Origin of the sequence: Ochrobactrum teleogrylli, assembly GCF_006376685.1 — a bacterium.
In the GTDB taxonomy this organism is placed as follows: Bacteria; Pseudomonadota; Alphaproteobacteria; order Rhizobiales; family Rhizobiaceae; genus Brucella; species Brucella teleogrylli.
On the sequence record NZ_VEWL01000040.1, the window covers coordinates 1 to 1,134 of the forward strand.

Genomic DNA, 1,134 nt, shown 5'->3' on the forward strand with positions numbered 1-1,134 from the left:
GTGCCTTTGCATCGCATCGCCCATGCGGGTCTTGGCTTCGTGCCGGAAGAGCGCGGCATCTTCGCCACGCTCAGCGTACACGAAAACCTGCTGCTGCCGCCGGTCGTCGCCAAAGATGGCGACAGCCTCATGTCGCTTGACGAGATCTACGCGCTTTTCCCCAATCTGCATGAACGGCGCAATAGCCCCGGCACCAAGCTGTCGGGCGGCGAACAGCAGATGCTGGCCATCGCGCGCATCCTGCGCACCGGTGTCAAGGTGCTGCTGCTGGACGAGCCGACCGAAGGTCTGGCGCCTGTCATCGTGCAGCGCATCGGCGATGTGCTGGTGGAACTGAAGAAGCGCGGCATGACCATCCTTCTGGTCGAGCAGAACTTCCGCTTTGCCGCCAAGGTCGCAGACCGCTTCTATCTGATGGACCATGGCGTGGTGACGGAGAACTTCCCAACCGCCGAACTGCCTGACCGCATGGCGGCCCTGAACGAAGCGCTGGGAGTCTGACATGACAATGATTTTTGGAATCCCCCTGCAAGCGCTTCTCGGCCAGTTGCTGGTCGGCCTCATCAACGGCTCGTTCTATGCCATGCTGAGCCTTGGCCTTGCCATCATCTTCGGGCTGTTGCGCATCATCAATTTTGCCCATGGCGCGCAATATATGCTGGGCGCTTTTGTCGGCTATCTGCTGTTGAGCTGGCTTGGCATCGGCTATTGGCCAGCGCTTATTCTGGCTCCGGTCATCGTCGGTCTTGGCGGTGCGATTGTCGAGCGCGTGGCGCTGTCACGGCTTTATAATCTCGATCCGCTCTATGGCCTGCTCTTCACCTTCGGCCTGGCGCTCGTGATCGAAGGCACGTTCCGCTATTATTATGGCGCTGCCGGACAACCCTATGCGGTGCCGCCGTCGCTTGCAGGCGGCAATAATCTCGGCTTCATGTTCCTGCCGAATTATCGCGCCTGGGTGGTGGTGGCTTCGCTGATCATCTGCCTTGGCACCTGGCTTCTGATCGAAAAGACAAAGCTTGGCGCTTATCTGCGCGCCGCCACCGAAAACCCGACGCTGGTCAAGGCCTTCGGCATCAATGTGCCGCTGCTTCTCACCTTCACCTATGCGCTGGGTGCTGGCCTTGCGGGCGT

Annotated in this window: 2 protein-coding genes; both read left to right on the forward strand. The window is 60.1% G+C overall.

What is annotated here, in order from left to right:
• A partial coding sequence (locus tag FIC94_RS22295; RefSeq protein WP_140026468.1) for an ABC transporter ATP-binding protein occupies positions 1-501 on the forward strand: 501 nt, incomplete at its 5' end.
• Position 502: 1 nt separating this feature from the next.
• The coding region (locus FIC94_RS22300; protein ID WP_140026469.1) for a branched-chain amino acid ABC transporter permease at positions 503-1,134 on the forward strand (632 nt) is incomplete at its 3' end.